This window comes from Marinobacter sp. OP 3.4, from assembly GCF_036224885.1.
Lineage (GTDB): Bacteria > Pseudomonadota > Gammaproteobacteria > Pseudomonadales > Oleiphilaceae > Marinobacter.
Window position 1 is genome coordinate 1 of record NZ_JAVVLT010000124.1, and the last position, 23,420, is coordinate 23,420.

A 23,420-nucleotide genomic window follows, 5' to 3' on the forward strand; every position below is an offset into this window, starting at 1 on the left:
CACGGATGAGGTGGTCCGTCGACAAGAGCCATGGACTGCTCCACCCTGCCTGGCGGATCAGTTGGCGGTTTCTATCCGGTGGAAGTCCAGCACGTTCTCCCGGGGTGCGCTGTCGATGCCGAACACCTCCGCGCGCCTTTTCAACAGGATGTAGCCAAAGCAACCGAAGTACAGGGCGATCACCAGTGCGCCCACCCACTGGATCCTCAGGAAGTCCAGCTGGAACAGCAGGGTCAGTCCCACCAGGGCCACCAGATTGCCGAAGAAATAGGGCAGCCGGCCGAACCGTTTCACCGTCAGGTTCAGGTTGTCGGTGTACAGCCGGATCAGGGAATCCAGGGAGTTGATCACCATCAGGATGCCCACGGTGATCATGGCCAGGTTGATGACGGTGGCGATGGACAGATCCTGGGCATGGTAGTGGTAGAGCACGGTGAACCAGGTGCCGATGGCGATGGAGGGCACGAACAGCATCGCCAGGAACAGCTGCCAGGTACGGATGCCGCTGACGAACCGGGCGGTGAACTGACCGATCATGATGCTCCAGGAGAACCACCAGAACAGGTAGAACTCGTGGTAGTCGTTAATCGGCAGGGCAAAGCGGTGAATGTTGCTGAAATACTCGCCCAGCAGGCTGGCGGTGACGAAGAAATCCCAGGGGCTGCCCTGGCCGCCCAGGAAGGCCTGGCCCCACATGACGGCGATCAGCGCGATAAACAGCCAGCTCGAGCCCAGGCTGAGGATACGCACGTACTTGATCTTGCTGCTGGAATACACCGCCAGGGCGATGGCCGCAAACACGATCAGGTAGAAGGTGGGCACCACGGTTTCGCCGTCACCCAGTTGCGGCAGGTACCAGGGCAGGTTCACCAGCAGCAGGTAGGCGGTGAAGGCGCAGGTACCGATGATCACCACGTTGTTGATGACCTTCACCAGGGGGATCTCGAAGAACTTCACCCGTGGTTCGATCATGCAGAAGTAGAAGCAGGTGAGGAAGTAGAAGCCCCAGATCAGGAAGGCCCAGAATCCGAACTCGATGGCCAGGGGATTGGCGAAGCCGTATTCCGGGTTGGTGCCCACATCACCATAGCCGCCGAACTCGGTGAGGGGGAACATGATCAGCCCCACATCCAGGCCGGAGGTGAACAGGATGGCAATAAAGGTGAAGGTACGCACCGGCGTGACGCCGATGCATTGCACGTCCCACCACTTGTAGATAATCAGCGCAATGGCGGCGAAGGCGAAGAGCAGGCCGCTGGATAACCAGAGTGTCATTGGGCTGCCCTCCGGTGGTTCTGTCTCATTATGGTCAGTGTCATGGGTGTTCTCCTCTGTTGATTCGAGTTGTCTACCCAGGACTTGCCTATCCGGCGCCCGAGAAACGACGGGGTCGTCGCGCTGATAGGGAAATCCTGAAGACCGGGCGATGCCGGGCGGTGTTACCCGGCATCGTCAGGCGATGGCGTTACCGCCTGGCCTGTCCCGATCGTTGGCGCGCCTGCCACTGATCGTCCATGACCACGGGCGCATCCGAAGGTTGCAGGGGCTCCCTGCCCCGGATCAGGTCGGCGGCCCGTTCCGCCACCATGATGGTGGGGGCGTTCAGGTTGCCGTTGGGTATGGTGGGGAAGATGGACGAGTCCACCACCCGCAGCCGGTCAATGCCATGTACCCGTGTGTGGGGGTCCACCACCGCCTGCCCGTCGGTGCCCATCTTGCAGGTGCAGGACGGGTGATAGGCGCTTTCCACCGCCTGGCGGACGAAGGCATCAATGTCCTCATCGCTCTGGATGTGTTCCCCGGGCTGGATTTCGTCGCCCCGGTACTCATCCATGGCCGGCTGGTTGATGATTTCCCGGGTCAGCTTCACGCAATCCCGGAAGCCTTCCCGGTCCGCCTCATGTTGCAGATAGTTGAAGCGGATGCGGGGCGCCTGTGTCGGGTCTGCCGACTGCACGTGCACAAAGCCCCGGCTTTTCGGCTTGTTGTGGCCGATGTGGAGCTGGAAGCCGTCGCCATCGAAGGCTTCCTTGCCGTCGTAGCGCATGGCTGCCGGCAGGAAGTGGTACTGCAGATCCGGCCATTCCACGCCGGCCTTGGAGCGGATGAAGCCGCAGGACTCGAAGTGGTTGGTGGCGCCCAGGCCGTCCTTTTTCAGGATCCAGCGCATACCGATCTTCAGCTTGTTCCACCAGTCCAGCTTGCCGTTGAGGGACACCGGCTGCTTGCAGCGGAACTGGAAGTAGAATTCCAGGTGGTCCTGCAGGTTCTCGCCCACCCCGGGCAGTTCATGGTTCACCTCGATACCGGCCTGCTCCAGCACCTCGCGGTTGCCAATACCGGACAGTTGCAGCAGGTGAGGGGAGCCGATGGAGCCGGCGGACAGGATGACCTCTTCACTCGCTCTTACATCATGCACCTTGCCGCCCTGTTGATAACGCACGCCGGTGGCGGTCTTGCCGTCCAGCAGTACCCGATGTACCAGGGCGTGGGTGACCACGGTCAGGTTGGGGCGGTCCATGGCGGGACGCAGGTAGGCGTTGGCGGTGGACCAGCGGCGCCCGTTCTTGACGGTCATGTGCATGGCGCCGAAGCCTTCCTGGCGGGCGCCGTTGTAGTCGTCGGTTTCCAGGTAGCCCGCGTCCACGCCGGCGCGGATAAACGCGCCATAAAGCGGGTTCTGCATGTTGTTGCCGTTGTTGACCCCCAACGGGCCGGTGTCGCCCCGGTAGTCGTCGCCGCCAAAGGCCCAGGTTTCGGCCTTCCTGAAGTAGGGCAACACGTTACGGTAGTGCCAGCCGTCGGCGCCGGCCTCGTCCCACTCGTCAAAGTCCCGGGCGTGGCCCCGCACATAGACCATGCCGTTGATGGACGAAGAGCCACCCAGCACCTTGCCCCGGGGGCAGTGCATGCGGCGGTTATCCAGATACGGCTCGGGCTCGGTCTCGAACTGCCAGGCGTACTTTTTGGTGTTCATGGGAATGGACAGGGCCGTGGGCATCTGGATGAAGATGCTCTTGTCGCTGCCGCCGGTTTCCAGCAGCAGCACCTTGTGCTGGCCATCCTCTGTGAGGCGGTTCGCCAGCACACAGCCGGCGGAACCCGCACCCACAATGATGTAGTCGAACTGGTTTTCTTTCATACAATCCTCACTCGTCGCGGAGTGGTGGCACACAGGCGCCCGTCCAGCACGGTGCAATGCCTGCGCTGTCGGAAACAGGCCTGCTAAAAACAGTCTGGTATCCCGCCCGGAACAATCACGGGCGGGCCCCTGGTTCAGAAGGGGGCGTCGATATCTTCCATGCCCACATACACTGCTTTTAGCTGGGTGTAGTGGGCCAGGGTTTCGCGCCCGTTCTCACGGCCGATGCCGGAAAGCTTGTAGCCGCCCACGGGCATTTCCGCCGGTGACGCGCCATAGCTGTTGATCCAGCAGATACCGGCCTGGATGCGGTGGATCACCCGGTGGGCCCGGCGGATGTTGTTGGTAAACACCCCGGCGGCCAGGCCGGTGTCGGTACCGTTGGCCCGGCGGATCACTTCCTCTTCGTCGGAGAAGGTCAGCACGGACATGACCGGCCCGAAGATCTCTTCCCTGACGATGGTCATGTCGTCGGTGCAGTCGGTGAAGATGGTGGGCTGCACGAAGTAGCCACCCCGGGAATCCTCCGGCTCGAATGCTTCGCCACCGTGGGCCAGCGTGGCGCCTTCTTCCCGGCCCTTGGCGATGTAGCCCAGTACCAGTTCCTGGTGTTTCCCGGAGATCAGGGCACCGTAGTTGGTGGCCGGGTCCATGGGATCACCGGGCACGATGTTGTTGCGGGTGCGTTCCAGCAGCCGGTCCATGAAGCGCGGGTAGATGTCCTTATGGACGAACACCCGGGTGCCGTTGGTGCAGATCTCCCCCTGGGTGTAGAAGTTGCCAACCATGGCGGCGGATACCGCGTTCTCCAGGTCGGCGTCATCGAAGATGATCAGGGGCGACTTGCCCCCCAGCTCCATGGTGACGTCCTTGAGGGTGGTGGCTGCTGCAGCGGCCATCACCTTCTTGCCGGTCCCCACCTCACCGGTAAAGGACACCTTGGCGATGTCCGGGTGATGGGTCAGCCACTGACCCACCTCGGCGGCACCGTGGACCACGTTGAACACGCCGGCCGGCATGCCCGCTTCCGTGAAGATCTCCGCCAGGCGCATGGCGCCCATTGGGGTTTCCTCCGACGGTTTGAAGATCATGGCGTTGCCGGTGGCCAGGGCCGGTGCGGACTTCCAGCAGGCAATCTGGATGGGGTAGTTCCAGGCGCCGATACCGGCACAGATGCCCAGGGGCTCGCGGCGGGTGTAGTAGAAATCGCCGCCAAGGTCCTGCTGGTTACCTTCCATGGAGGGCACGATGCCGGCGAAGAACTCAATGGCATCGGCGCCGGTGGCCACGTCCACCGCTTCCGCTTCCTGCCAGGGCTTGCCGGTATCCAGTACCTCGGTGCGGGCCAGGTCGTCGTTGCGCTCCCGCAGCAGGGCCACGGCCTTCAACAGGATGCGGCTGCGCTCAACCGCAGGCATGGCGGACCAGCCGGCGAAGCCGGAGCGCGCGCTTTCGATGGCGGCACGCTGGATGGATTCGTCCGCTACCTCGACCTCATAGATCACTTTACCGGTGGCCGGATTCACCACCGGAAAGGTTTCCCCGCTGGTGTTGGGCAGGAAACGACCGTGGACATAGTTCTGGTAGACAGGAAGCTGGTTGGACATGGTGACCGGTAACCTCAATTCAATGAATGCATCGCCCCGGCGCCGGCCAGGGTCTGTTCGATAAACTGTTTAATCAGCCGTTCGCCGGCCTCGAAGCTCTCCACGGGGTCCAGGCTCAGGGCACTGCGCAGCCAGAAACCGTCGATCATCGCGGCGGTCTGGCGGGATGCCTCGGTGGCTTCCCGCGCTGGCAGCACCTGGGCAAAGGAATAGCGCAGGTTGCTGTACAGGCGCGCGTTGTTGATCTGCTGCAGGCGCTTGAGACCAGGCTCGTGCATGGACCGGGCCCAGAAGCTGAGCCAGGTCTTGGCGGCCAGGGCCGAGCGCTGGAACTCGGAGAAATTCGACTCGACAATGCAGGCCAGGCGCTGCTCCGGAGAACCGTCGGTGCGGGCCATGCGCTCCCGCAGTTCCTGGCCCAGCTGTTCCAGCAGGTGACGCAGGGCCGCTTCGATCAGCCCCTGCTTGCCGCCGAAGTAGTGACTGATAATCCCCGACGACATGCCTGCCCGTTTGCTGATGCTGACAATGGTGGTGTTCTGCATCCCCAACTCGGCAATGGAGGCCATGGTGGCCTCGATAAGTTGCTGTTTCCTTGTGTCTTTCACGCCAACAATGGGCATTACTGTCCTCGCCAATCTTTGTTAATTGAACGTTCAATTAACAAAAGGCTACCGAAAGGATGACGGTCTTGCAAGGTTTGTGGGCAAAAAGTGATCAGGCAGGCCGGGGAGGGGGCCCAAGGCTCAGAGGCGGGACTCGGCGACACCCATTGAGGGGGCTGGCGGTCGGGTGAAGGTGAAGATCTCGTAGGTTTCCTGATCGAACATGGCGATATGGCTGATGTGCTCTACCGGTATCACTACCCGGAAGTGTTCCAGGTCCAGCCGGCCGGTGTGGTCACCTTTCATACCCATGAACCGGTAATAGGCCTCGTAGTCCTGGGTATCCACCAGTTGCAGGTCGGACTCCCGGCGATAGCCGCTTTTCATGGGCAGCAGCGCGAAGGTGCGGACGCCGCCGGTTTCCGGGGTGAAATCCACCACTTTGCCGGCGTACCACTTGCGGGACTTGAGGGTGACGGACACCGACATGTTGAAGATGGTGGCATCCAGCAGCAGCTTCTCCAGGTGGTGGCCGCTGCACTCGGACGCCAGCCTCGATACCCGGAATACCTTGTTGCGGGCCCGGATATGGCTGTAGAAGGCGAACAGCACCGCACCGACCAATGCGAAGACGGCCACGGAAAGCTGGTGGGAGGTGACTTCCTCCAGACCAAAATTCAGCCAGGCCTGCTGCACCTGCGAGAGGGGGTAGCCAGCCAGATCGAACAGGTAGGTGGGCAGATTCAGGGTATCCAGCAGGATGGTGACGAGGAAACCGAAGACCACGCACCAGAAGCCCAGCAGGCCAATGCGGAAATAGTAGTCCCAACCGGTGGAACGGCCCTGGCGGAAGCGGGTGGGCAGGTGGTAGTTGGCGACAATAAAGCCGCAGACCAGGATGAAGAAGATGTAGAGGAAACCCACGGCGCCGCTACTCCGCGACGGCTTTGGGGGACTCCTCCATCGGTTCGCCAAGGTCGTCAGCGTTCTCGGCGTACAGTGAGCGGCAGAAGCTCTCGCTGTTCAGATCAACGCTGACGGCACCGTTGTCGTCAATGTGGAAATGGTCCCCATGCTCCTCCACAGCCTTGCGGAGGCGCGCCTGGTAGGCCGATTCCTCATTGTTGGAAAACAGTCTGAATACCTTCATGTTCCGCTGATCTCCCGGCAGTTCGTCCGTGACCCGGTATGGGCTGACTGAAACAGGTTGATACCTGCACTCTATAACACAACTGGTGATTTTTCGACCGAATCGGGTGGCGATGGCTCACTCAGGGCTGAGCGTAGCCCGTGCATCTTACTCGCGAATAATTTCTTCCAGGCGATGGATCAATTCTGGCAGCTCGTCCTGAAGAATACTCCAGACGGTATCATTATCGATGCCCAGGTAAGCGTGAATCAGCCGGTTTCGTGTGGCAATAATCATGCGCCAGGGCACGTCTGGATGCTTGTCACGAATGTCATTGGGAATACGGGTGGCGGCCTCGCCAATCAATTCCAGATTTCGGAGAGTGGCATCATAGGTCATGCCGTTTTCGACAAAAGTCTGCTGGTCCAGACCTTCTGTGTAAGTTAGGCACTTGTTGGCGAAGGCAATCATGTCCGTAATATAGAAACGCCACACCCGTTGTGTACCCGAATCAGACATGAATGGCATCCTGCTCCACGTAGGGGCGCAGTTCCGGGCGCAGAGCCTTGTCTGTCACCAGATCGACGGAACAGTTCAGAAGGTCCTCCAGATAGAACTGGACGCCGAAATACCGCTGAGAGGTTGCCGGTCCGTCGAAGGCCACCAGTATGTCCACGTCACTATCGTCCCTGGCCACATCGCGGGCCGTGGACCCAAACAACGCAAGCCGGGTAACGCCATAGCGACTGGCGAGTTCCGGCTTGTGCCTATCCAGTTGTTCGATGACCGTCTGACGATCCATGACTCTGTGTCCGTCGCAATAGCACTATGGATTCAGTCTATCAGGTACCTGTCATGCTGTCCGGCGAGGACAGTCACAACCCCCGCATCCATTCAGGCCGCAGGCGGGCGCGTTCCGGTGTATTGATGGCAGTGCGTACCTGCTCCAGCATTCGTTCCTTGTCACGGCCCAGGGTGCCCTTGAGCACCAGGTAGTTGGAGGCGTGGTCGCTGCGGAAGACGGTCTGCTCCAGCTCCAGGGTATCCAGCAGCTTTTCCGCCTCCTGGAACAGCTCGTGCTGGTCCAGGGGTTCAAAATCCGGGAACTGTTCCCGGTAGCGCTCCATGCCCTGGGGGAAGCTGACCACCAGGGTGGACAGGAATTCCGGCTGGGTGTCGTTCATCAACTGGGCCGAATGGAGGGCGTGCTGGTCGCTCAGGCTCTTGCCGCCCAGGCCGTTGAGGATCATCACCGAGCGTTTGATGCCGGCCTCGCCGATCTTCAGCAGGGCGTCCTTGGTGGACTCATAGCTTTCGCCCTTGTTGACCCGACGGAGCACCTCGTCATCGCCGGATTCCGCACCGATATAGAGCATGTGCAGCCCGGCATCGTGCAGTTCCTTCAGTTCCGCCGCCGATTTTCGCTTCAGGTTCCGGGGCAGGCAGTAGGAGGTAACCCTATGAACGTCCGGCAGATGTTCGCGGATCGCCTCCAGGATCTTCAGCAGGCGATGAGTGGGCAGGATCATTGCATCACCATCGGCAAGGAATACCCTCTGGACAATCATGCGCTCGCCGCATTTGCGGATCTCCTCCAGTACTTCCTCCTCGGGGCGGGCCCGGAACTTCTTCTGGGGGTCGGTATACATCTGAAGGCAAGTTCTATTTTGAACGTACCAAAACTAACTTTTCCTTTTCACATCAGTTAGCTGGTTTTGGTATATATACTAAATTATTATACTAAAACTAAAAGCGAGATCCATAGAGGACAGCGGAACTAATACAAGTTGAAGCCACGCCCGTGTCAGGAACGGATATCTGCCGGGGGCTCCGTCAAATCTAGCAACAGTTCTTTTGGGGAGCACTGAAGACAATCTGCGAGTTGATACAGTCGTTCGATCGTTACGTTAACCTCACCTCTTTCGATTTTCCCTACATAGCTCCTATCGATCCCTGCCTCATATGCAAGGCGCTCCTGAGACAGCCCTTTCGATTTCCGAATCGCTCGAAGATTTCGACCAAATGCTTCGCGAACAACTGAACCCATTTCTTGCCCTCATAAAAGACAAGACTATGGTTTCTTGAGGCATAAGGAGCCACGGCATATACTACCCATTTTCCAGGATCGATCAGATCGACCTAATGACCATCGGACCTCCATATGAGCGAAAAACAGCAACTGCACGCCGATGAAATCTTGATTGAACTTTTACGAAATCAGGCTGGCACTCCTTTCTCGAACACCGAGATCCGGGATCTCTATCTTAGTCGTATTCCTCATGGACAACGGCCGTCCGCCAATCAACTACGCAAGCATATCTATAGGGAGCTTCTACGGCTTGAAGCAGCGGATCTCATCGAGCGCTACGAAGGGGCTACAGGGCGGGGTTGCAAGTTCATCTACCGACTAGAACACGATGGCGCTGCCTTGGTAGCGAGATCATCTCCCTATCTCACGGAAGATAAGCAAGGAGAGTCGACGATGGACAGGGAAACCCGGCATTCATTGCAGGAAGAGCTCTCTAACAGGAAAGTTGAACTGATTGCGAGCATCGGTGAAGCAGAGGAATACCAGCGACTCTACAACAAGTACCCAGCACTGCGTAGCGCAGTAAAGACGCAGTACCTGGAATCTCGCGAGAGAAGCACCAAACTGTTAGGCCATCTTCGAGCCGTAGAATCGGTAATCGCAAAGATTGGATCTTCCGCATGACCCAGTTGCGCGTTTGGCAAAACGAGTGCGTTGACGAAGCTCTACAAGTTTTCGAGCATCAAACACATTTTCTCTGCCACGCGACGCCAGGAGCAGGCAAGACGGTTATGGTGGCCTCTGTGGCCAAGGCCCTTCTGGAACGAAAGAAAATAGACTTCGTCTTGTGTTTTTCCCCGTCAAGGACAGTCGCGCAAAGCGTTGCTTTTACATTTGGCCAAGTCCTAGGGCGAACCTTCAACGGCCAAATTGGAGCTGCTGGTGGCTCCTACACCTACCAGTCAATGAGCACCCTGCCTAAAGAGTTGTGGCGGGTGTTGAGCGAACACAGAGTGCTGGTGGTATTGGATGAAATCCATCACTGCGCCGGTCAAAGATGGGAGGATCTTGTCATTGGCAACAGTTGGGGCCGAACGATTCTCGAGAGAATTCAAGGGAAAGCCATTTTCACGATAGCGCTATCAGGTACTCCATGGAGAACAGATGATCATCCAATCGTTCTCTCTCGCTACATACAGCCCGACGGCGAGCTCCACTGTGATTACGAGTACGGGTTGCAGCGCGCAGTTTCTGAGGGTGTGTGCCGTGAACCAAGAATCGTGCTCACTGACAATCGAGAAATCAGCCTGAGATCATTCGACCTTGGCCTAAAAAAAACCTTTACCAGTATCCAGGAAACCATTAAACAGGGTTATGTTACGTATCCTGAATTTCTATTCCGGGACGAAATAATCGACCATATACTCTCGGAAGCATCAACGAAACTGTCGGATATCCGGAAGCAGGTTCCTTTGGCCGCAGGGCTCGTTGTAGCAGCTACAGTGGCGCACGCAGAACAGATCTCTACTCGGCTTTCAGCACTTGGAGAGAAGCCTGTTGTGGTTACTTACAACACGCCCGAGGCCCAAAAGGTTATCTCAGATTTCAAATTTTCGACTGATAGGTGGATTATTTCCGTAGGAATGATCAGTGAAGGAACAGATATTCCCAGATTGCAAGTGTGTTGCCACCTCAGCAGGATACGAACAGAGCTCCATTTCCGGCAAGTTCTTGGCAGAATTCTCAGGCGCCAAGCAGATGAGCCTTTTAACTTCGGTGGTTGGCTTTACGTTCTAGCAGAAACCAATTTAACAGACTTTGCGCACCGAGTTGGTGATGATCTTCCAGGACACCACGTGGTGTCATTCTTACCAAAATCAAAAAAGCATGGTGTAGACGAAATAAACAGGGCTGAGGTTTTGCCGGAGCACAAACAAGTACTATCGTATGGCCTTAGTATTGACAATACCGCCTCTTGGATGGCGGCGTCGCAAAATTCTGAAGCGAAGGATGCTATAGATTTGCGCTTAAGCAATCAGTATTGGAGTGAGGTTTTGTCCCTATTCGATAGGGAGTGACGCATGGCTTAATCAACAAGGGCCAGCATTCAGCGGCTTGTCCGCTGCCATTCTTACTATGTGATCTTTCATCTATGTATATGCGCAACGAAGTCTCTTAAGCAGGCTAGACGTGAATCTGACAAAGGTATGTCAGTTAGCAGCTTGGTAACGAACTTAGGCCCATGTGATCCAATTTCCGGACAGAATTTTTCTATTTCTCCCACTGGTATTACAAATATACCCAAATTCTCTAAAGCAGACTTGAGCGCTTTGTAGTCCGTTTGCGCCTGACCATTAGGAATCGCGATTTCACCAAATTTTTTAACCTCGTTCCAAGCAGTACCTTGTTTCATGAGTGCTGCTATATCACCTTTCGGTAACTTTTCTTCGCCTGCATTCTGCAACGCTTGGATTATTTCGGACTTAATGGTTTTAGCTGATTTTGGTTTAATTCCACCTCTTACAGCAGAGTCGACCCTTCTCCACAAAACTTCGACCTCAATCCAGTTGCCGCCAAACGCTGAAACAGTGTTTTTGACTAAATCTCGCTCCGATAAGAAATCTATATCGAAAACGGCCTTTATTGGCACACCTATCTTTCTTAAAACGTCGGCTACTTTAGGTATTGCATGTTTGCCGCCAGTGGGTACGTATGAGGTATCTTTGAAAGGAGCTGTGTTGTTGCTATTAATGTAATCGGCAGCAGAATTAATTAGACGACAATCACTATCATCTTCACATATAATTGTTTGTTCATGAAATATACCTTCCAGAGCATTTGAATATCTCAACTCTGGCTTTTCCCAAAGCTCTTTTATGGTCTCGGATGCAGCTTCGTATACAATATTAACATCACCTTCTCGTTGAATTCTTAATATTCGAACTCTACCTTTGGTCCCTTCTAAGAACCCCCGGAGAATATCGCTACTATGTGTTGCAACAATTAACTGACCTTTAACTTCAGATGATAATGTCTCTCCCAGCCTTCTCATTTGAGGAGGATGCAAGAATGCTTCCGGCTCATCCAGAAGGGTAATGTCTCTCTCTGAAGCAACTGTCTCAAATAGAATTCCAGCATAACTTTTAATGCCGTCGCCTTGCTTATCTAAAAGGGGATTTTCACGAACTTTTGAAACATAATCATTTCCTACGCGATCCACTACGTTTTCGCCCATCGGGATCTGCCCTACGTGGATTGGAAGCTTGCTACCACCACGAAAATCAAACATCAAGTCTTTTGAGAAAGCCTTTTTAAATAGGTCACTGACTCGCTTCATCAGTTCTTCGTCGTCATAAAGAATATGTTGTGGCTTCGTTTTATGTTGACCCGGCGAAAGACTATTTTGCTGATTACAAATATTTAGTCGATCATTAGCAGCAATATTTTTTATACTACCAGCATGCAAACCATTAATTAGGTACGGACTGTTATCCCAGAAGGTAACGTGTGACTTGTGTATTAAGTAGTCGGACATCTGGAATTGGTCATTAATTAGATCCGCATTTTTATTAAGGTAGTCGAGAAGCTCTTTAGAGCTACCATTTTTATTAAGCCTTAAATCCTTCACTACCAGACACTGCTCTGTATTGCCAGATTGGCAGATTTGTACTATTTCTCTCAACGATTGAGATTTTCCGCTATTATTCGGGCCTACCAGTATTACCTTTTCGTTTTCACTAAGCTCAACTTCATCTCCACCTGAGAAAGTGATTTCTGCTAATGTCGCCTTGGGCTTAATGGGCTCCAATTCTTCTTTTTCTGACACTACGCTTAAATCAGTCATCACTATCCCTTTCTTAACTTTCAGGTTGCATTGACTCGCTGAGCCACATAACGAGGCTGTAGAAAAACTCGATTTCGAGCCGTCCCCAACGCCTGCTTCCTAAAATTTTTGTAGCGGCCATCAGCTAGCTGATTATCGAGATACCAATGTTCAGCCGTCAGTTTCGGCCCTTTGACGGTCTCAGCACCGGTATTACTGACATTCAGCGGCCACACTCCTAGCCTTCCACACTCAGCATTACGCCGCTAACCGCCCGTAATTCGCCAGCTTTTCAATATTGTGCACCAGGCAGTATAGCTGCCACTGGCCCTGCACCTTTTTCCGGCTCCGCAGACTGAAGCGATTCAGGCGCTTGTTCGTACCGATGTTGCCGAACACCGGTTCCACCACCGACATCCGGTGGCTGTAAATCTCTTTACCCTGCGGGCTGTCTACCCGATGCTTCATCCAATCGGTGTAGTTGGGCAGGCGCTTATTCTCGATGGTGAACGAGACCTGCCTTCCGGACCCTTTGCGATGATTGGCGGACGCCGGGTTCTGCATGCACTGATGCTTCTTCGAGCAGTGTCGGCATTGCAACAAACGGCCTTCGAAATGCACCCGCACTTTGCCGTTCTCGGCTTCGCGTGTGGCTTGCTAGCTGATGGCATTGCCTGCCGGGCAGATGCACGTCAGGTTCACCGGATCGAACTGGAATTCACTGGCTGGGATGATTTTCTTCCAGCCAGTGTCCGGCAAGTTCTGATGACGCTTGCCGTACTTGTCTTTCTGGTTCTGGAACTTCGGGTCGCGACTGCGGAATTTGTTGTCCGGCACGTAGCCGTTGATCTGCCGTTCGTGCAGGTACCTCATGTTGGCTTCGTTGGCGAAGCCGGTATCAGCGGTAACGATGGTACCTTGCTGATAAATGTTGTCGGCGATACCCAGTTTCTTGAAGCGGGCTTCTACGCTCTCCAGTACCGGTTGTAAGGTGTGGTGTTCCTGGCCTTCGCCAAAGGCCTGGGCATCGATAATGATCTGGTGTTTCCTGTCCACCGTGGCCACGCCGTTATAGCCCTGGATCGTGCCCTTGCTGGTGGTCATCTTGGCGCTTTCGTTATCGGTGATGTTGCTCTTCACTTCCTTGCTCCGTTTCCCCCGGCCCATCCTTGGGCGGTTCGTCTTTAGGAAGCGGTCGACTTTCTTCGCGGCCTCATCCAGGGACAGGATGGTTTTCGCTCGTCGGATATCCCGGTCCAGTTCGGCCTCGGTTTCCGCCTCGTCCCGCTCGTAATGGGCCTTGAGATGATGACGAACCAGGCGTCGCAGCTTGGTGCGTTTCTCTTCCAGTTCCTTAAAGGTGCCGGACCATTCTTTGGCCGCATTCGACGACATCTTGCAGCCGTCGATGGCGAAGAGCTCGTTGCCCAGCAGGCCTTGGTCGTGGCAGACCAACAATACCTGCTCGAACAGCTCTTCGATCTCATCCGAGTGACTGCTAACGAACTTGGCCAACGTAGTGAAGTGCGGAACGGTGTCGCAGGACAGGGCCTTGAAGATGATGTTGGTCTCGCAGCACCACTGCATCTCGCGGCTGGAGGTGATCCCCTTGGAGTAGGCGAACAGGATAATCTTCAGCAGGATGGCCGGATCGTAGGCCAGCCGGCCGGTGTCTTCGTTGCGATATTTGGGATGAAAAACTGACAGATCCAGCTTGTGCTCAATCAGGTAGTGCACCGCATGTTCAAAGGTGCCGGGCTGGAGCTGTTCCTGGTAGTTGATCACGACCATGGCGTCCTGGTCGTAGTTGTAATGCTTGAAGCGGGGCATATGACCACTCCTTGTCCGTTTGCCTGATCCTATCAAAACCGAGGGGGATATCGGGGTTTTTCTACAGCCTCAACGCCAGCCAGCATGCCCGTCGCGTCTACGGAATGGAGGCGAAGCCGCAATATAGTAGACGTCGCCGTGCCTGGCCTTTTTAGGCCATCTACTGATGACCCGAAAGATCGCGCTTCGCCCGAGACAGACAAAGTGACATGAACGTCTTTTCGTAAGATTCGCGACTAGAGATTACTAAATCAAGAGTTTGTTGGTCTGTAATCTGGTTATAATTAACACCGAACGGAATGGATCCGTTTTGAGGAAATTGATCTGTCTTACGGCTCAGCTCAATACGGCAATAGGTTATTACATCCTGACCCAATCCTAGCCCGTTAGCATGCTCATTAACGACTTCTGAAACCCGCTGAAGCATCTCGATTTGAGCGCCCCTGGCATCCAGCGCGAAAGATGGCAAGGGTATCGCAGAGAGCCCACATAGCAGCACTAGAATACGGATCATTGGTTCCTCCTTATGAGCTCCATTCTTTGCCTAACATTTTTATATAGGTCGCCGCGACCGTTTTTCCAGCGACTCATATCTCTGCCGAGAGTATCTCAAAATTAGGTATAAATTCACATCAGGTCTACGAATTACCGGAATAGGCTCATTTATCGGTGTAGGAAAATGATCATCAAGATCACTATCACGGATTTTTGACGATCTCATTATATTCTGATAAGGAAAAAAGAGTCCCGCCAAGAGAGTTTTCTCAGATCATGGTCGCCGCGACTGCTTTTTCGGTTTCCAGGAATTACTTGCTCCCATTGGGTGCAATCGTCCTGCCTGCCCTGATGGCATTCTTCAGCGGAGAGAACCTGAAATTTGCTCGAATTACGGGACACCCGAAACCTTTCCCCCCTTTCCCCTTATCGGTGAACTAATGACGCCAATACCCCAGCCTGCTTCTACTGCCCGCCTCCAAGTTGCTGGCAGAAGAACCTGGGTCGAAGGCGTCTTCGTGGCCTGCAGTTCGTGTTGGATAGGCGGACCCAAACAGCAAAAACACTTCTTGCCTCCTGGATCAGACCAGTTGTGAATCTAGGTACCGTCGAACAGTGGACAGATCGTCGACCATGACTTCTATCGCGGTCCAATTGCCGAAAGCCTTGTTTGGTTTTTTCACCCATTCGTTCGCTTGCTGTTCCGTCGGAAAAATTATCCTCAGATTTTTGTAGATCCCGAAAACGTCTGAAACCCGCTCCATTGCCGACTCTGATATGGTCTCATCGGTATTGCCAGGAGCACCCAGAAGCTCCGATACTTCTGAGTCGTCTAGTCCCCAGGCGCGCGCTATGCGATGAAAGATTCGAAGAGCTGTTTCAGTCGATTCAGTAGGTAGAGTTTGGGTTTCGGGAGTCATCACCATCAGTTGTGCCATCGAGCGTCCATTATTTTCACCATTTTCCCACTCGTCATGTCGACTGTGACAGGTGTCCATCGATAATCTGGATCCCATTCGAAATCGGCCATTAACTGCATCACACACTCTATCGCATCGTTATGGTTCGGAAATCCCCGCGCTTCTGTCGGCTCCGTAGTAAAATTCATGCGGTAACCGTCGCCTGTCCCGCCATGCTCTGTCCGAACGTAGTGAACGTCATTATGGGTTTCCTTGAACAAGTAGCCAGCGACAAACATAAAACTTCTCCGTCCTGTTGAGTTAACGTTAGCCCGGCTTTTTCAGGGGAATAGCAGAAACCGACTAAACGTACTATTTTCTGTCCCGGTGATTCCGGCCACCGGGACACGGAGCCTCAAGCGGCATGGAACCGGACAGCCAGAAAACACCACGCCGCATACTTGTTGAACAGCGAACCTGCTTACCCTTGTAGGACATTATGCTTGGGCTATCCAGTCTAAATACCGGCGTGTCAAGGCCATTCCCTCGAGGGAATGGGTGAGCATGAAGTTCAGCGCCGACCGTCCACAAAATGGCTCGTCTGTCGTCGGAAGACGAATGCGCCCCGCAGCTCGTTCTTCCGTGGGATACAAGGTGTTCAACGCCCGATATATGCCCATCAGGTAGCTGATACGCATCAGAACATCATCCGGCATCTTCGGAGAAGCTTGCGACTGAAGAACCTGAAAGGTGTCCGCGTCCAGTGATAGCAGTTGCTGCTGCTCTTCGACCGTGCATTGCCACTGCTCCATGATGTACCGGAATCCTATCAGCCCGACACGCGCTTCCTGCTCCGATACACTGAGTTCTTTGTCACGGTCACTCCGCATAACGCTCTCACTCCGGTTTGGGGCAGCGCCAAGGTTAGTGGTACTCCCGTGGTTCAGGCCCGGGCCCCGGACTTCTCCATATGCTCACTGATCTCCCGTTCAAGCCGGGAATGGATATCCAGCAGTTCATCCTGTTCCACAGGCTGGTCCTTGAGACGGGAGCGGGATTTGTTGCGCTCAAGTTCGGCCCGCTGTTCGGCGTATACATGATGCAGTACCCCTACGCCCAGGCTGGCTTTTTGCTCGTCATTCAAATGCTTTCGCAGCTGTTTGAACTGCTCCGGAGTGGGCGGGTTCTGACGTCTGGTTTCGATGTCCTTGTGTCGAATCTGGAACGCTTCGCCCCACAGCGACAGTGCCTTGTCCCACGCCTGTGACAGGGACTGATGTTCCGTGATCGCAATTCGCACCGGGTTGCCAGGCGCATTGATTTGAAAATAACACTGTTCGGTCTGGCCACCGCCAATGGTGCCAATGCCCAGGGTGATGCCCTGAAAACCCACGCCCCGATAGGGCTTGCTCCGAGCATGCTCTGTGCGGATGAAGTCCAGGTACTTCACAGCGGCGGCGCGCATCGACCATCGGGCATCGTAGTATTCGGCGCGGGTTTTCTGGTACCGGTGCCAAAGCTCCTGGGGAACGTTGTCACTGGGTCGGCGCAGACTCAGATATTTCTGATAGCGTTTTCCACGAATCATTGCGGCAACCCGCCAACCATAGAATCCGGACGACAGCTCACCCTCGTCATAAAAATGTATGGCCATAGATGGCGTCAGGCTCTCTTCTGGTTATGTATGCAAGTATACAAGTCGATGGGCACACCGATTGGCATAACCCTGGTGTGCTTTCTGACAGATTCGGGCAACACCTGCCACTGTGCGGTTTGTTCCAGATCAGTAAGGGCCACACAGCGCGATTGCAACCCATCAAAGACCCGCTCGGGGTCATGGGCGAATCGTTGGACGATGGCAATCCAGTCCGGGTGCCCCTGATTCAGCCAGTCGCGCGGCCAGGTCGTGGCCCAGGCGATACCGTCTTCGTCCATAACCATGGGGGCGACATCGTACAGCGGGGTGAGATGGATGCCCCGTTCGGTGCGATGGAAGGCGGTGTTGCGCCCGTGATTGTCACAGTTGCCCAGCAGGCGGTTAAGGTGATCGCGGATCAGGTATTCGATCAGCATCTCGTCCGAATCACTGGCCAAGGGCAGGATCGTGTACAACACATCGATATGGCTCAGACGAGCACCGTTGCCGATACGACCCATCACATTATACAACGACTCCACCGGATAGCGTTCCCCTCCAGGTCCCCGGTCGAAGCGTCGAATCCATAGGGCATCCTCACGCCACTGGACCTCGGGCGCATCGAAGCCGAGGGTCTGCAGTGCCTGCAGGTACAGATATTCCGCATATAGGATGTCGACCCGGTTGCGAGTGACCGGCTCCCGGGGCCATTTCACCAGCCAGTAGTCAGTGATTGGATAGGCATGCGTTTCGTTGCCATCAAGGTAATACTGGCCATTGCCGCACCGGTTGACCAATAGCTTGGGGCTTTCGCCGCCGGCACCCAGTCCGGCCCAAAGGGGACGTGCACGATCCTCACCCCGCTCATACTCCGACGACACCAAGGGCGAGCGCCATTCTGAGGGATTGTCGAGATCAAGGGGGGTTGGTGCGAACTGCGTCGCTCGCTCCGAATCAGGGTGGTTGATTCGCAGGTTACCGATTGGCGAACAGGTCCCATGCTGCAACAACGCCAGATCAAAGTGAGGACCATCCTGGCGTCGGTGACCCATCTTCCCCAGTAAGCGCCGGCGAGCCCAGCCGCTGGGAATCAGGTCTCTGAGCAGGGCAGCAACAGGCTCTCCTTCGTAGGTCCGGAATACATCCCCGGGAATAGCCGGGCTTGGCCACTGCACGAAGGGCAGACTGAAGATCGGGACATCATTGTCTTCATCAAAGTCTGCTGACTCCGGCAAAATCTCGGAGCCAAGCAGAATTACTCCGGTGTCATAGTCTAGGCGCATGGGGCTGTGTAAGCCATGTTTCGGTTCAAAGAGGGAAATATTGGCCAGCTCCCCCCAGCCTGCCGAGCTCCACCGTTCCAGTGTCACACTGCCCATTCGTCACTCCTTTGTAAAATCAAGACCCTCCCATCGACGTTGAGAGCCTGCCCCTCGCCCAGGGTTATCAGCCATGGCCAGTCCCAATGGGAGTGTCCGAACACAGTCAGACCGGTATACCCTGTCTCTAGTGAAAGCGTTACGCCGGGATCGCCACGGCGGCGACGCTCAACGTCCTCCGGCCCCTGATGCAAAAGGATCATGTGCGGTCGCAGGGCGGTGACCGACTCCATGACCGTCAGGAACGCTTCCTCATCCCGCCGCTGGTGACGCCCGGGATTCCCGATGATGCCGCTGACGCCACCGACCCGCAGTCCGGCTGCGTTGCGAACCTGACCATCGAGAATTTGAACCGACTTTGGCAGCGCCTTCGGTTCCGCCAACTCATCGTGATTGCCATGCACGGCGAGGACCTGTGGCGCCAGCTGAGCGAATGCCTCGTAAACCTCATCCACCGGGCCGGTTCCACCGCGTTTGTGGCAGTCTGGATAATCGTAAAGATCGCCACACAGAAACGCCGCTTGCGGCCGCGGAATCGTACCTTCCGCCACTAATGCCACCAACGCTTCCGCTACAGGCACCCCCATCAGACGGTTGGCGCCGCCGTCTTCACGCCCCTGCAGGTCGGAGACAAAAATCAGCGCCTCTACGCCATCGGGCAACCCAGTGGCCCAGGCCCGATGAAAGGGCAGATGCTTACGCAGCGGTTTCCCTGAGGGGCCGCTGGTTCGATGGGGCACGGTGTGAAATGGCTGCTGCTCAACTTCAATGACCTTCAGCATGCATACACCACACGTTTAAATGATTAGAGCTCAACACGCTCGAAAACGTTATCGGTTCTCTTGGGGGACCATAACCCTACTCGCGCTCCCGACTGATACATCATCTACCTGTTTCTGAAGCTCGCGTAGCAGTAAGATCGATGGCATCGATCATTAAGCGATAACCACATGCCCCTGCATAGTTTTGCATCATGCGCCAGCTTCCCCGACCTCGCTCAATGGCAGAAATGCCGCTCTTGTCGGTTTTTAGACCTTTTGCCAAGTCTTCTTGAGTTAGACCTGCGCGGGTTCTTAAGGTGATTAAGAGGTCCGTCAGATCGAATTCGGTGGTCAATCGGTCATACTCAGAACGTACCGCCGGGTCCTTTAAGGCCTTTGTTTTCAGAGTTTTTAGATTCGCCATTCATCGCCATCCATTTAACTGTTTTCTGAAGAGGGGGCCGCAAGATTCCCGACCCAGGGCAAGACTGGTGCTCAGACACCATAGACCTACTGGATATAGTGAATACTCAGTAATCGGTATTTACCTGGTCAGCTAGCCAGCGAGCTACCCGCTCACAGAGCTCATCGTTCTCCTCTGGTCCGACTAGGCGGCAGTCACGAAAAGCGAGCGCATCGTCGATCTGCTTTTCGATGGGATCCCCCGGTCGCGCCACGACATACCCCATCAGCTTGGCGCCGGGTTTACCCTGCTCGATGGCCTGCTGACGTTCCCGTACCCATCGCTCGGCAGCTTCACGGTCAGCAAACCGCGGTGGCCGACGAATATAGAACCGCGTGGGGATCTCGAACCAGCGACCATCCCGGCAGTAGGCCACGATCTCACCGGACATCTCTGGCAAATAGCTGGTATCGCTCTGGAGTGCCTCGAGGGCACTGCGGAAGTCCGGAAAAGGCGCCAAGAACCGATCCCTCAGGTCAAATGCTCGGTACGCAAAAATATTACTCAAGGGCCCATCTGAGAGTACATCGGCGTGGGCGGCGTAAGCATCCAGACTCTCCAGAATACTGTTTTCACTGATTTTTTTAATCACTTCACGCCCTCCACCCTCGAACTACTGCCCTCGTCCAATGATACAAATTGTATCGTTTACTACCGTTGAGCTTTTGCATTCAGTTTCAAGACAGAGTAGCTTAATAAAATGAAACACCCAAGCAGGGATGTAAAAATGTCGAACCATTCGTTTGTCAACGGTTTTGTCACAATAGACACATTGCGTACCCACGCTGCGGCCTGCCTCCAAGCCGCTCCAATTGGGGTCAATGATGGGGAGGATCTTCTTGGCGTCGTGCTGGATCCGCTTAGCTACGAGGGGCTAATGCGGCTAGCGATTGTTCATCGGCAGCAACAGTCCGGGAAGGAGCCCTATCAGACGATGAGCGAGGCCATGACCGCATTCATTGACATGGGGGAGCGGCTACTTGGCGAAGCATCAAAAAGCGTTCCGGATGATGCGCACAACCGAAACCGACCTCATCGCGACCCAAGCCCAGATGACGAGCAGCCTCCTTCATGAGACGGAATCTGATTGTCCATCAGCATTTCGAGAGGAACCGGTATGGCCGGGACTGGGTCTGTGGCGACCTGCATGGCCATTGGAACCTTTTGATGGCAATCCTTGGAGAAAAGGACATCGATCTGGAAACGGACCGTCTATTTCTGTTGGGCGACCTGATTGACCGGGGACCGCAATCAGCTGACATACTCAACTGGGCCCTGCAGACCGACAACGTTTTCTCGGTGATGGGCAATCACGAACTGATGTTTATCGGTGGTGCCATCCGGCCGGGGTACCGGGAAGAGCATCGGCGCATCGGCGGTGAATGGGTCGATGAGTTGAGTTTCGGCCAGTATCGCAATCTGACGACGAAGTGCGCGAACCATCTACCGCTAACCATGACGATCGAGACCGCGGAAGGTCCACTGGGCCTTGTGCACGCCCAGTCGCCGGTCGATGACTGGTGTGAGCTGGCGACTATTGAATACACCGACCAAATCGCCATCGACTGCACCTGGCCGTGGAACCGGGCCACCGGTCCCGGGCAGTCGATCGCGGGTGTGAGCGCCGTCGTTTCCGGGCACATCGGTACTCAAGACATCGTTCAACGAGGAAACCAGCTCTGGATCGACACGCTTGAGACATCGGGTGAGCCCACGCTGTTACCGGTGCAGGAGCTCGTTACACTTGCGAGGCGAGAATCGTCATGACAGAACATTTTCCTGATGCTCCACTCCTCGTGGTGGATCTGGAGGCTACCTGTTGGGAGAACCGGCGAGCTCCGAATGGTGAACCCCAGAGCGTTACCAATATGGAGATCATTGAGTTTGGGTGCGCGCTGGCCACTCGGCATGGAGAACTCTTGGACAGCAGGTCGTTTCTGGTCAGGCCAACCTGGTCACCCCGGCTTAGCCAATTCTGCACGGCACTGACCGGCATTGAGCAATCCATGGTCGACGACGCTCCAACATTCCCGGAGGTTGTTGGGCAACTGGATAACTGGCTGGGAGAGCGAGCGCAATCGTTTATCTGGTGCAGCTGGGGAAACTACGATCGGCTTCATATCCTGGCCGATAGCACGAAGCATAACGTGGCCCCTGACTTCATGTTGTCGCCCCATCTCAACCTCAAGCGGATCTGGCGTCGCACGACCGGACAGAAACGAAAAAACGGTCTCGCTCACGCGCTCGCCTACCATCATCTTGAATTCGAAGGGCACCATCACCGCGGCGTGGACGATGCAAGAAATATGGTTCGCCTGCTCCCGTATATGGATTGGTCGCTCCAGGATCCATTGCTCACCCATCCGAGTCCTCAGGAGAGATCGTAATGAGGCTCGTGTGTATTTCGGACACCCACGGCTTACACCGACGAATCCCGGCGGTTCCGGATGGCGACGTACTGATCCACGCCGGTGACAGCCTGGGCCAGGGTACGCTGGAAAATCTGGCCGACCTGAACGATTGGCTTGGAACGTTACCCCACCGGCACAAGATCGTTATTGCCGGTAATCACGACTGGGTCTTTCAGGAAGCACCAGAGTTGGCCCGAGAGACGTTAACCCATGCCATATACCTGGAAGACAGTGGGGTCGAACTTGATGGGCTGCGGTTTTGGGGCTCCCCCTGGACGCCGCAGTTCCTGAACTGGGCGTTTATGCTCGAGCGGGGCCAGGCATTGCGTGAAAAATGGCAGCTGATTCCGAAAAATACCGACGTGTTGATAACCCATGGTCCACCAAGAGGCATTGGTGACCAGGTAGCGGTGGATTTTCGCACCAGGGGGGTCGGCTGCGTTGACCTCGAACAGCGTCTGGAACAACTCCCCAACCTTCAGGCCCACGTATTCGGTCACATTCACGAGGGCTACGGCCAATATCGGCGCGCGCAGACCCGACTCATAAACGCGAGCACCTGCACCGCCCGATACGAGCCTACCAATCCACTCATTGTGTTCGATCCGAGCAAGACAGGAGATTGTCGATGACCGCTGACGAACTGATCGCCCGATTGAGAGTTTTGCCTCCGGACACACCCGTTCTGGTGGAGGGGTATGAGAACGGATTTGACGAGATCGTAGAGCTGAAAGGGCAAGACGTGGTGCGCTATCGTCATGCCCAGCCGTGGGACGGTCAGTATCAACCGTCTGAGCGTTTCGAGCAGCCAGCCACCGGCATCATGCAGGCCGCCGTGATTCTGGGTCGTCGTGGACCGCTGCGATAGGAGGAGCCGGTGTCACAAAGGAACCGATACAACCTGACAGATTTGATGGCTCAATGTGATTCAGCCGCGCCCATCCCAGACGAACTGAAAGAGTGGGACCAGGCGCCCTCTGTTGGCCTCGAGCAAACGATTATGGACGGCCAAGTTGATATCGGCGACGTAATCCTCCAGTTCCGCGAGAGACTCGCGGACAACTATGCTGTTATCCAACTGGTTCTGTTCGGCAACCGGGCTCGAGGAGATTATCATTGTGAGAGCGACGTCGACGTTGCTGTGATGCTACTAGGTCTGACCTGCACCCAACTTTCTAATCCATCCTGATCTTAGTAATGTTCATCACCAG

General features: G+C 55.4%; 26 protein-coding genes and 2 pseudogenes. 8 read left to right on the forward strand and 20 right to left on the reverse strand.

The window, feature by feature from the left end; translation table 11 throughout:
* Positions 1-57: 57 nt before the first annotated feature.
* The 10 genes and pseudogenes from RO069_RS21680 to RO069_RS21725 form a co-directional block, all read right to left on the reverse strand.
* Positions 58-1,275: a BCCT family transporter gene (locus tag RO069_RS21680; RefSeq protein ID WP_328190339.1), complete on the reverse strand. Its 1,218-nt coding sequence runs from the start codon at positions 1,273-1,275 to the stop codon at positions 58-60.
* A gap of 190 nt (positions 1,276-1,465) precedes the next feature.
* Positions 1,466-3,142, reverse strand: coding sequence for a choline dehydrogenase (gene betA / locus RO069_RS21685; protein ID WP_328190341.1), 1,677 nt, complete (start codon positions 3,140-3,142; stop codon positions 1,466-1,468).
* A gap of 134 nt (positions 3,143-3,276) precedes the next feature.
* Positions 3,277-4,749, reverse strand: a complete 1,473-nt coding sequence (gene betB, locus RO069_RS21690) for a betaine-aldehyde dehydrogenase (RefSeq protein ID WP_328190343.1) — start codon at positions 4,747-4,749, stop codon at positions 3,277-3,279.
* 14 nt (positions 4,750-4,763) lie between these two features.
* On the reverse strand, positions 4,764-5,372 hold the full coding sequence (gene betI / locus RO069_RS21695) for a transcriptional regulator BetI (protein ID WP_328190345.1): 609 nt from the start codon (positions 5,370-5,372) through the stop codon (positions 4,764-4,766).
* Positions 5,373-5,495: 123 nt separating this feature from the next.
* The gene (locus RO069_RS21700; RefSeq protein WP_328190347.1) at positions 5,496-6,278 is read right to left on the reverse strand and encodes a hypothetical protein; all 783 of its coding nucleotides are present in this window, start codon (positions 6,276-6,278) and stop codon (positions 5,496-5,498) included.
* A gap of 7 nt (positions 6,279-6,285) precedes the next feature.
* Positions 6,286-6,504 (reverse strand): hypothetical protein, encoded by a 219-nt coding sequence (locus tag RO069_RS21705; protein WP_328190348.1) that lies wholly within the window; start codon positions 6,502-6,504, stop codon positions 6,286-6,288.
* A 147-nt stretch (positions 6,505-6,651) separates the two neighbouring features.
* Positions 6,652-7,002: a HepT-like ribonuclease domain-containing protein gene (locus RO069_RS21710; protein ID WP_328190350.1), complete on the reverse strand. Its 351-nt coding sequence runs from the start codon at positions 7,000-7,002 to the stop codon at positions 6,652-6,654.
* Entirely contained in the window at positions 6,995-7,285 is a 291-nt protein-coding gene (locus RO069_RS21715) for a nucleotidyltransferase family protein (protein ID WP_328190351.1), read from the reverse strand. Before RO069_RS21715 ends, RO069_RS21710 begins: the two co-directional genes overlap by 8 nt.
* A gap of 73 nt (positions 7,286-7,358) precedes the next feature.
* Positions 7,359-8,135, reverse strand: a pseudogene (locus tag RO069_RS21720) (radical SAM protein); the annotation flags it as partial.
* Between the two features lie 152 nt (positions 8,136-8,287).
* Positions 8,288-8,530 (reverse strand): helix-turn-helix domain-containing protein, encoded by a 243-nt coding sequence (locus RO069_RS21725; protein ID WP_091855155.1) that lies wholly within the window; start codon positions 8,528-8,530, stop codon positions 8,288-8,290.
* Between the two features lie 114 nt (positions 8,531-8,644).
* Here RO069_RS21725 and RO069_RS21730 point away from each other — a divergent pair, with 114 nt between their 5' ends.
* Both RO069_RS21730 and RO069_RS21735 read left to right on the forward strand, forming a co-directional pair.
* Positions 8,645-9,196 (forward strand): hypothetical protein, encoded by a 552-nt coding sequence (locus tag RO069_RS21730; protein ID WP_091855154.1) that lies wholly within the window; start codon positions 8,645-8,647, stop codon positions 9,194-9,196.
* Positions 9,193-10,590, forward strand: a complete 1,398-nt coding sequence (locus RO069_RS21735) for a DEAD/DEAH box helicase (protein ID WP_328190353.1) — start codon at positions 9,193-9,195, stop codon at positions 10,588-10,590. The genes RO069_RS21730 and RO069_RS21735 overlap by 4 nt, the downstream gene beginning before the upstream one ends.
* A gap of 68 nt (positions 10,591-10,658) precedes the next feature.
* Here the strand turns inward: RO069_RS21735 and RO069_RS21740 are convergent, their stop codons facing one another.
* The 10 genes and pseudogenes from RO069_RS21740 to RO069_RS21785 form a co-directional block, all read right to left on the reverse strand.
* Positions 10,659-12,356: an ATP-dependent nuclease gene (locus tag RO069_RS21740; RefSeq protein WP_328190355.1), complete on the reverse strand. Its 1,698-nt coding sequence runs from the start codon at positions 12,354-12,356 to the stop codon at positions 10,659-10,661.
* A 237-nt stretch (positions 12,357-12,593) separates the two neighbouring features.
* A pseudogene (locus RO069_RS21745) lies at positions 12,594-14,165 on the reverse strand (transposase).
* 160 nt (positions 14,166-14,325) lie between these two features.
* Positions 14,326-14,679 carry a hypothetical protein gene (locus RO069_RS21750; protein WP_328190356.1) on the reverse strand — a complete coding sequence of 118 codons (354 nt, stop codon included), beginning with the start codon at positions 14,677-14,679 and terminating at the stop codon, positions 14,326-14,328.
* 562 nt (positions 14,680-15,241) lie between these two features.
* Positions 15,242-15,598 carry an MbcA/ParS/Xre antitoxin family protein gene (locus tag RO069_RS21755; RefSeq protein WP_218144846.1) on the reverse strand — a complete coding sequence of 119 codons (357 nt, stop codon included), beginning with the start codon at positions 15,596-15,598 and terminating at the stop codon, positions 15,242-15,244.
* A gap of 458 nt (positions 15,599-16,056) precedes the next feature.
* Positions 16,057-16,371 carry a DUF2384 domain-containing protein gene (locus RO069_RS21760; RefSeq protein WP_143066661.1) on the reverse strand — a complete coding sequence of 105 codons (315 nt, stop codon included), beginning with the start codon at positions 16,369-16,371 and terminating at the stop codon, positions 16,057-16,059.
* A gap of 131 nt (positions 16,372-16,502) precedes the next feature.
* Positions 16,503-17,213: a hypothetical protein gene (locus RO069_RS21765; protein WP_091855192.1), complete on the reverse strand. Its 711-nt coding sequence runs from the start codon at positions 17,211-17,213 to the stop codon at positions 16,503-16,505.
* A gap of 8 nt (positions 17,214-17,221) precedes the next feature.
* A complete protein-coding gene (locus RO069_RS21770; protein ID WP_091855193.1) occupies positions 17,222-18,574 on the reverse strand; it encodes a type II toxin-antitoxin system HipA family toxin in 1,353 nt (450 codons plus the stop codon).
* On the reverse strand, positions 18,562-19,356 hold the full coding sequence (locus RO069_RS21775) for a metallophosphoesterase family protein (RefSeq protein WP_091855194.1): 795 nt from the start codon (positions 19,354-19,356) through the stop codon (positions 18,562-18,564). Before RO069_RS21775 ends, RO069_RS21770 begins: the two co-directional genes overlap by 13 nt.
* 100 nt (positions 19,357-19,456) lie before the next feature.
* Positions 19,457-19,759: a helix-turn-helix domain-containing protein gene (locus tag RO069_RS21780; protein WP_091855195.1), complete on the reverse strand. Its 303-nt coding sequence runs from the start codon at positions 19,757-19,759 to the stop codon at positions 19,457-19,459.
* A 106-nt stretch (positions 19,760-19,865) separates the two neighbouring features.
* Positions 19,866-20,258, reverse strand: a complete 393-nt coding sequence (locus RO069_RS21785) for a hypothetical protein (protein WP_143066662.1) — start codon at positions 20,256-20,258, stop codon at positions 19,866-19,868.
* A 267-nt stretch (positions 20,259-20,525) separates the two neighbouring features.
* Between RO069_RS21785 and RO069_RS21790 the strand changes: the two genes are divergently transcribed.
* The 6 genes from RO069_RS21790 to RO069_RS21815 are packed head-to-tail and all read left to right on the forward strand — an operon-like array spanning position 20,526 to position 23,398.
* Positions 20,526-20,873, forward strand: a complete 348-nt coding sequence (locus RO069_RS21790) for a hypothetical protein (protein WP_091855197.1) — start codon at positions 20,526-20,528, stop codon at positions 20,871-20,873.
* On the forward strand, positions 20,870-21,565 hold the full coding sequence (locus RO069_RS21795) for a metallophosphoesterase (RefSeq protein WP_091855198.1): 696 nt from the start codon (positions 20,870-20,872) through the stop codon (positions 21,563-21,565). Before RO069_RS21790 ends, RO069_RS21795 begins: the two co-directional genes overlap by 4 nt.
* Entirely contained in the window at positions 21,562-22,185 is a 624-nt protein-coding gene (locus RO069_RS21800) for a 3'-5' exonuclease (protein WP_091855199.1), read from the forward strand. Before RO069_RS21795 ends, RO069_RS21800 begins: the two co-directional genes overlap by 4 nt.
* A complete protein-coding gene (locus RO069_RS21805) occupies positions 22,185-22,841 on the forward strand; it encodes a metallophosphatase domain-containing protein (protein ID WP_091855200.1) in 657 nt (218 codons plus the stop codon). Before RO069_RS21800 ends, RO069_RS21805 begins: the two co-directional genes overlap by 1 nt.
* Positions 22,838-23,077 carry a hypothetical protein gene (locus RO069_RS21810; protein WP_091855201.1) on the forward strand — a complete coding sequence of 80 codons (240 nt, stop codon included), beginning with the start codon at positions 22,838-22,840 and terminating at the stop codon, positions 23,075-23,077. The genes RO069_RS21805 and RO069_RS21810 overlap by 4 nt, the downstream gene beginning before the upstream one ends.
* A 9-nt stretch (positions 23,078-23,086) precedes the next feature.
* The gene (locus RO069_RS21815) at positions 23,087-23,398 is read left to right on the forward strand and encodes a nucleotidyltransferase family protein (protein WP_143066663.1); all 312 of its coding nucleotides are present in this window, start codon (positions 23,087-23,089) and stop codon (positions 23,396-23,398) included.
* Positions 23,399-23,420: the final 22 nt, after the last annotated feature.